This window comes from Okeania sp. SIO2B9, assembly GCF_010672505.1.
Lineage (GTDB): Bacteria > Cyanobacteriota > Cyanobacteriia > Cyanobacteriales > Microcoleaceae > Okeania > Okeania hirsuta.
Genome location: NZ_JAAHGK010000206.1, coordinates 1 through 7,698 on the forward strand (window position 1 = coordinate 1; position 7,698 = coordinate 7,698).

Consider the following 7,698-nt stretch of genomic DNA (forward strand, 5'->3'; position numbering starts at 1 on the left):
TGATTGATCCCGCGCCCAAACAAAAGTTCTGTTAACTGCTGTAACTCCTCTTCTGTTGCTAATTCTAGTGCTGCTCTTAGTTCATTCAACTTAGGTTTCCTCCACACCCACCAAGCATGACTTAGTTATAATTACTCTAGTTTGAGAGGCAAATTACCGAATTAAGGTTGAGTGCCAGATAATTATAACATAACTATTTATTGTCGCCAGGAAAATGATGATGGGATCGCAACAATTTGATGTTACAGTAATTGGTGCTGGTATGGCTGGTTTAGTCTGCGCTCAACAACTCCAGCAGGCTGGTTATTCGGTGGTGGTAGTGGAAAAGTCTCGGGGAGCGGGGGGACGGATGGCAACTCGCCGTGTATCAGGAACTCGTGTAGATCATGGGCTACGTTATCTTGAACCCAAAGGTAAATTTTTGCAACAATTAATTAATTATCTAGAAAGAAAAAAAAATGGCCTTTCTTCCCAGCACATTCTGCAACTTTGGACTGATAAAATTTATGAACTAATTCAACCCCAGGGGTTAATACTTCCTATTACCAAAGATTGTTATATTACGCCCCAGGGAATGAACTCTGTGGGTAAATTTCTTGCCCAAAATTTAGAGGTTTGGTTTAGTAGGCGAGTGGAAACTATGCAAGCAACAGCAGACAAAAATTGGCATCTGAGTCTGGAAGTTACTAATGATGTTGCTACTGAAAAACCTATAGAAGTAATATCGAAAGCTGTTGTTGTAGCTATTCCTGCACCTCAAGCATTAATGATTTTAGATAAACCTGTTGCGGAAACGCCACCCGAATTTCTCAATAATTTGCGTTTTGTGGAATATGACCCCTGTATTACTGTGATGGCGGGATATTCTCCAGTTCTACAGGAAAATTTACCGGAGTGGCGATCGCTTGCTTTTCCTAATGATGACTATCTTGCTTGGGTAGGTTTTGATAGCAGTAAACGCCCTCATTCTACTCAACCTGTATTTGTCATTCAAAGCAACGCCAAATTTGCCACTACCCACCTCGACAGCACAAACTTACAACCAGCAGGGCAAGAATTACTAGAGTATACAGGGCAACAATTGACGCCATGGTTAAAATCTCCAGAATGGTTGCAAGTACATCGGTGGCGTTATGCTTTTTGTCGTCAACCTTTAGCTGTTTCTTGTCTGACTACAGAATTACCATTGCCATTAGTAGGTGCAGGTGACTGGTGTGCTGGAGATAATATTGAGGGTGCTTTCGCTTCTGGCCTAGTAGCAGCAAATTGGGTAAATAGTAAACTACAGAATTTGTCATTACCAGGGGAAAGTTTTTTGAGAGAAATTTAATCTTGTATAGCAGGCAACAGGCAACAGTGGGAAAAACATTGCCTAATCTAAGATTCATCATTAGTCTATGTCCTAACCAACTCGTTCCTTTCCGGATAATTACTATATCTAAGTCATTGCGACTGGAACGGAGTGGAAGGAAGCAATCTCCGCGCAACCCTTAGATTGCTTCCTATCGTCGCAATGACAACTATTCAACCAGATTTTATATGATTTCTTCTTTAACGGTGCCCTGCGACGGATTATTAAATGCTTTTCATCTTCTAAATTGTTGCCGTCTAACGCATCTACATATTTTACTGTTTGTTGGGCAAATTACTATTAATTCCCAGGGATAAAATTCCCAATATTTTCTCTAAGTTATTAATAAAGTATTCAGTTAGATCGATATGAACTTCTGTATTTTCTAATTGTAAGAATTTCCAAATATTTCCAGTGGTGACGACACCGTAAATGGTGGAAATTTGATTGCCTTGTTGTTGATTAAATATTTGTGCTGCAATCATTTCTGCTAGGCATTGCCCTAATCCCGCGTTTAAGTTTTCTTTTTTAGCTTCTACAATGGCAAAAACTGGAGATTTAATAAATAGTTGTTCTGGGTCTAGACTAATGAGAAAGTCACAAGTACCGTTTAATCCTCTGGCAGTATCGACGTTAAATTCTGTTCCGGAAAACAGGCTAATTTGATTATTCAGGATTTTTCTGAATTCTATTAAAATTGGGGCAATAATCATTTCAGAACGGGCTTTTTCTGTATTAATTGCTAAGGCTAATGGTAAGTTATTTTGTAATGTTTGTTTTAGAAAATCGCTTGGTTTAATTTCTGGAATATTGGCAAAAAAATCGACTTTTTCATTGATTGTTAAGGAAAATTCTTGTTGAATTTTGGGTAATGTTAAATCGCTGTAAGGCATTTAATTGTTGCTCCTTATTTTTTTTCTGTGAAATATTTATTAATTGGCGTTGCTGATTTTGGGTATGATTTGTATTTTTTTGTAATTTATAAACCATTGAATAACAACTATTTCAAATTGTTCAATTTTTATTTTCATACCTTGATTCAGCAACGCCTATTAATTGAACAACTAGGTTTTTTACTTTTCAAGCTTTGAATTAATGCCTAACTTTTTTAACGCCTCTGCAGCAGAATCACGCACCCATAAATCTTCATCTAGAAGTAAAGCTAAAAGAACTTGGACTACAGGTTCAGAACCATTGCCTAATTTGACTAACGCCTCTGCAGCAGAATAACGCACCAATGAATCTTCATCTTGAAGTAAAGGTAAAAGAGCTTGCACCACTGGTTCAGAATCATTGCCTAAGTTGCCTAAAACCTGTGCAGCAGAATAACGCACCGATGAATCTTCATCTAGAAGTAAAGCTAAAAGAACTTGGACTACAGGTTCAGAACCATTGCCTAATTTGACTAACGCCTCTGCAGCAAAATCACGCACCAATGAATCTTCATCTTGAAGTAAAGGTAAAAGAGCTTGGACCACAGGTTCAGAACCATTGCCTAATTTGCTCAACGCCCGTGTAGCAGAGGAACGCACCCCTTGTTTTTCATCTTGAAGTAAAGGTAAAAGAGCTTGGACCACAGGTTCAGAACCATTGCCTAACTTGCCTAACGCCTCTGCAGCATAATGACGCACCCCTGGTTTTTCATCTTGAAGTAAAGGTAAAAGAGCTTGGACCACAGGTTCAGAATCATTGCCTAAGTTGCCTAACGCCTCTGCAGCAGAATAACGCACCAATGAATCTTCATCTTGAAGTAAAGGTAAAAGAGCTTGGACCACAGGTTCAGAACCATTGCCTAACTTGCCTAACGCCTGTGCAGCATAATGACGCACCCCTGGTTTTTCATCTTGAAGTAAAGGTAAAAGAGCTTGCACCACTGGTTCAGAATCATTGCCTAAGTTGCCTAAAACCTGTGTAGCAGAGGAACGCACCCCTGGTTTTTCATCTTGAAGTAAAGGTAAAAGAGCTTGGACGACAGGTTCAGAACCATTGCCTAAGTTGCCTAACACCTGTGCAGCAGAATTACGCACCCCTGGTTTTTCATCTTGAAGTAAAAGTAAAAGAGCTTGGACGACAGGTTCAGAACCATTGCCTAAGTTTGCCAACGTCTGTGCAGCAGAATAACGCACCGATGAATCTTCATCTTTTAGACATTTAACAATATCAAGAACAACAAATTTAGCGACTGAACCACTACCTCCTATTTTTCTAAGATCGTCCAACCTATCTCGTACCGTTGCCCCTGGAGCAAACAAATTGCGGACAAGCCTTTTAATCCTTTGCCTCTCTAACTCTTTTTCTAACTCCTCCAAATCTAATCCTGCTAGTTTCCCAATTTCATCTGCTACAAAACTAGGTACTCTAAGCTCTGAACCTTTTGCCAAACAACAATCTCTCGCTGCCAGCAAAAAGCCTTTAATTTCTTCCTTACCCAACTTTTCCTCTGCTGTTACCAGAAACTCCCGCCACTTTTCCTCATCATCCTTATTCTGCTCTACCAAATATAGTGCAGCCAAATATTCCGCCAACGGATCGAGAGCAAAGCGAATTTTGTTTCTATCTTTTCTTTCACCATATCCAATAGACTTGAGCAGTCGGAGGTGTTTCTCAAAATACTCAAGACATAATGTTGCATCATTTCTCCCCAAATCTTCAAAAGCTCTAACGACTGCTTCCCGTTCCGCATAAGATGATCTATAATTTTGCTCCAAACATTTCCAAGCAATTAGTTGAGCATCTTGTTTAATTGTAGGATATTCACTCTTAGTCTCTCTTTCTCCTTGACGGTTCAACTTTTCTAAATGGTTAAGTATCAGATCGGGAATATTGTCGAGAGAACCCTCAGAGGTAAAATTATTCTCCTTACTATTGATCATCTTCTCAGCATAAAGCTTTGCCAGCAAAACAGTAATAGTCTTCTGTTCCCCAACAATGCGTGCAAGTTGAGCGCATTCCTGTAAAAAATCTTCTTTATCTGCCTCAAATAAATGCCACTTACCGCACTCCTTCAAATACTGCTCGATAAAATAAGCTAACTTTCCTCCATCAAACCGGAGAGTTTTAATTTTAATATCAATACCCCGGAAATCTTCCTCTATCCTGGAAGTGACAATTAAAGCATTTGCTGGAAACTCCTTCGAGTCAGGATTAAACTTTCCTTGAGTTTCTTGACTCATCTCCGAATAGCGATCGACTATCAATAAAATTCGGCGCTTTCGTAGGAGTTGTTTAACCAATAACTCATCAACTATCATTTGTTCGTTATCGATCAACTCCTGAATTTCTGCCATAATTGCTTCCATTATCGGTTTGATGCCATCTCCAGTATTATCAATTTCCTTCTCAATTAAAACTGGTAACATCAAATGTTTGGCTAAAGCTTTAGACTGATGCTGTTTTTTCATTGCCCATTTAGCAATTTGACAAGCAATAGTTGTTTTTCCTGAGCCTCCTTCACCCCAAATTAACAGTCGCACTCGCTTTTCCTTTTTAAAAGGTTCGCTCAAAGTTTCCGCCGTCAGTTCATCAATTTCCTGACTGTTTAATTCAACTGGAAGAGAAACATAATCTTTTCGTTCCTCAACAGTTTCATTTTCCAGAAACTTCTGTTGAAAAGTCTCCAGATGTTTTTCCACCCAAGCATCTAATACCCTGGGGCGATACTTGAGAAAACGTAAGATAGCAACAGGTAGTTTAACTTCTGGAGTTATTGGTGTTTTCGGTATCTTTAATTCCGCAGGTAGAACCAATAACAATAAGGGGCGAAACCAGAGAATTCCTAAATACAAACTCGTCAGCACAAAGATTAAAATTAACCATCCTTCCCAGTCTTTCTCATCATCAGAATTTTCCGAATTTTCCTGTGTTTTTTGTTCAGTTGGTTGACTTGTCTTTTTTGGTTCAAGACTAGCAGTAGGTTGAGGGTTAGGCTTAACATTTTCTTGGGCAAAGACTAGACTATTAATTTGCTTAGTGCTTGGGTATAATGGAGACAAACTTGTTACTATTAAAGGCAAAGAAGTAGACACCAGAGCTATTTTCAGCACAGCTAATAAGGTCTGTTTAGGAGGCTTGACCATAAATTAGAATACCCAAAAAGAGAATTTTTGAAAGTATATTATAGCAATTATTCATTGTAAGTAAATCGGTGATTATATAGGACTTAAGCACCTCAGCGATCGCCCCTCAGAGGTGGTTGGTTTTGGAGAAGCGATATTGCATCCGCAACGCTCCGCGAACGCTTTGGAGTAACTATAAAGTCACCCACTCATCAAGGGAGATAGGACGAGCGATAATTTCCTCAATTTCTCGAATCATCATCCGCAATTGGGGTACAGAATATTCATCGTTAGAGGGAATGGTTAAACGGTTATCATCGAAGACCATAAACTGGTGTCGGGAGCCAGAAAAAGGTCCATCAAATCCCAATTGTCGCAATTTTTTGACAAAATCCCGACGCTTACAGGGTGTCCACCGGATCACGGGTTGGCTCCTCGTTCAAATTGATGTTGCTAATAACTGGCAGAGCATGACGGAGTTTCAACCCTATTAGAATCCAATCTTCTAAGGTCGAGTGTAACTCATTCTCGCACTGGCGCAGTGTGGGTGCAAATGCGATAACGCCTTTGCAGGATGGAATTCTACCGACGAAAGTGCCATCTTCGAGTTTATCGTAAACTGCTTCGGACATTGCTTCGTCTATATATTGGCTTAAAATGTAATTTACGCTCATTACCGAACCTCTTTTAGTTTCCTGCTAAATTTGGGAATATCCATCGGTTGTCTTTGAGAGATTACTACAATATTAGTTCTAACATGGGGGAGAAGATTTGGGAACGGGAGATTTTTGGCGTTCCATATTAAGAATTTGTCAATAGACCTCTCCAGAAAAGAGGGAACAGGGAACAGGGAACAGGGAACAGGGGAAACCCACCCCTCGCCCCTCCCCCTCCCAGGAGGGGAGTAATTGATAATTTATGGATAATAATTGATTTTATTTTTGATTTTTACCAGATGTCTAATAGACCTCTCCATAATGATAACTGATAACTAAAAAGTGGTATTCTAGATAAAAGTTCCTAACTTTGCCTCCCTATTAATGGAGGTGAGGTACTGATAACTGATAACTGTTAACTGAAATGACTATTTCAACTCCAAACACCCCCAAACACAAGAAAGCTAAAGCACTTAGACCAGGTGCGCGTCGCCCTGCCAAAGAACTCTGTAGCGAATGTGGTTTGTGCGACACATATTATATCCATTATGTCAAGGATGCTTGTGCATTTCTTAACCAACAATTTGACAACCTCGAACAAGAAACTCACGGACGCACCCGCAACCTCGACAATGATAATGAGACTTATTTCGGCGTTCATCAAGATATGATGGCAGCTCGGAAAAAACAACCTATTGAAGGCGCACAATGGACTGGTATTGTGAGTACGATCGCCTGTGAAATGTTGAATAAAGGTATCGTGGAAGGCGTGGTCTGTGTACAAAATACTCAGGAAGACCGCTTTCAACCGATGCCAGTTATTGCCCGGACTCCGGAGGAAGTATTGGCAGCAAAAGTGAATAAACCGACTCTTTCTCCTAATCTTTCGGTATTAGAAGAAATTGAAAATTCTGGGATGAAAAAATTGTTAGTAATTGGGGTTGGTTGTCAGATTCAAGCATTACGAACCGTGGAAAAACAATTAGGTTTAGAAAAGCTCTATGTTTTGGGAACTCCCTGTGTAGATAATGTGACTAGAGAGGGTTTGCAAAAGTTCTTGGATACTACGAGTAAGTCACCAGAAACTGTGGTGCATTATGAATTTATGCAAGATTTTCGAGTACATTTTAAACATGAGGATGGCTCTATAGAAAAAGTGCCATTTTTTGGGTTGAATACTAAGAAATTAAAAGATGTTTTTGCTCCTTCTTGTATGAGTTGTTTTGACTATGTAAATGGTTTGGCAGATTTGGTCGTGGGATATATGGGAGCGCCTTTTGGTTGGCAGTGGATTACTGTTAGGAATGAGACTGGAAAACAAATGTTAGATTTGGTGATGAATCAGTTAGATACTCAACCTGTAATGTCTCAGGGAGATAGAAAAAATGCTGTTCAACAAAGTATTCCGGCTTATGACCAAGCTGTTACTTTGCCGATGTGGGCTGCAAAATTAATGGGAGTTGTTATTGAAAAAATTGGTCCTAAAGGTTTGGAATATGGGCGGTTTTCTATTGATTCTCATTTCACTCGTAATTATCTCTATGTTAAGCGGAATCATCCAGAAAAATTAGAGGCTCATGTGCCAGAGTTTGCCAAGAAAATTGTAGGGCAATATAAGTTGCCGAAATAATTTTTA

General features: G+C 39.5%; 6 protein-coding genes. 2 read left to right on the forward strand and 4 right to left on the reverse strand.

From position 1 onward, the window contains the following. Positions 1-217 precede the first annotated feature (217 nt). Positions 218-1,330: an NAD(P)/FAD-dependent oxidoreductase gene (locus F6K13_RS09815; protein ID WP_287287301.1), complete on the forward strand. Its 1,113-nt coding sequence runs from the start codon at positions 218-220 to the stop codon at positions 1,328-1,330. A gap of 296 nt (positions 1,331-1,626) precedes the next feature. On the opposite strand, the gene F6K13_RS09820 is transcribed toward F6K13_RS09815, so the two are convergent. The 4 genes from F6K13_RS09820 to F6K13_RS35020 form a co-directional block, all read right to left on the reverse strand. Then, positions 1,627-2,244 carry a hypothetical protein gene (locus F6K13_RS09820; protein WP_124155475.1) on the reverse strand — a complete coding sequence of 206 codons (618 nt, stop codon included), beginning with the start codon at positions 2,242-2,244 and terminating at the stop codon, positions 1,627-1,629. A 180-nt stretch (positions 2,245-2,424) separates the two neighbouring features. Further along, positions 2,425-5,427, reverse strand: coding sequence for a HEAT repeat domain-containing protein (locus F6K13_RS09825; RefSeq protein WP_287287299.1), 3,003 nt, complete (start codon positions 5,425-5,427; stop codon positions 2,425-2,427). 172 nt (positions 5,428-5,599) lie between these two features. After that, positions 5,600-5,830 (reverse strand): type II toxin-antitoxin system HicA family toxin, encoded by a 231-nt coding sequence (locus tag F6K13_RS09830; RefSeq protein WP_240041669.1) that lies wholly within the window; start codon positions 5,828-5,830, stop codon positions 5,600-5,602. Continuing rightward, a complete protein-coding gene (locus tag F6K13_RS35020; RefSeq protein WP_124155520.1) occupies positions 5,808-6,080 on the reverse strand; it encodes a type II toxin-antitoxin system HicB family antitoxin in 273 nt (90 codons plus the stop codon). Before F6K13_RS35020 ends, F6K13_RS09830 begins: the two co-directional genes overlap by 23 nt. 406 nt (positions 6,081-6,486) lie before the next feature. Here F6K13_RS35020 and F6K13_RS09835 point away from each other — a divergent pair, with 406 nt between their 5' ends. Continuing rightward, the gene (locus tag F6K13_RS09835; RefSeq protein ID WP_124155519.1) at positions 6,487-7,692 is read left to right on the forward strand and encodes a Coenzyme F420 hydrogenase/dehydrogenase, beta subunit C-terminal domain; all 1,206 of its coding nucleotides are present in this window, start codon (positions 6,487-6,489) and stop codon (positions 7,690-7,692) included. Positions 7,693-7,698: the final 6 nt, after the last annotated feature.